A 229-nucleotide genomic window follows, 5' to 3' on the forward strand; every position below is an offset into this window, starting at 1 on the left:
GTTCTACGCCCATTACCTCAAACAGGTCTGGCCGTTGATGATCGCCGTGCTGGTGATCGGCTTCTTCGCAGCGTTGATCGAAGTGGCGTTGTTCAGTTTTCTCGGCCAGTTGATCGACATGGCCCAGGCGACCACCGACGCACGTACGTTCTTCGCCGAACACCGCAACGAACTGCTGTGGATGGCGCTGGTTGCGTTGATCATCAGGCCCTTCGTGTTCGGCCTGCAC

General features: G+C 58.1%; 1 pseudogene. It reads left to right on the forward strand.

Going from position 1 to position 229, the window contains the following annotated elements:
• A pseudogene (locus AC0IW9_RS32255) lies at positions 1 to 229 on the forward strand (hypothetical protein); the annotation flags it as partial.

Source organism: Belnapia sp. AC561 (genome assembly GCF_979252845.1).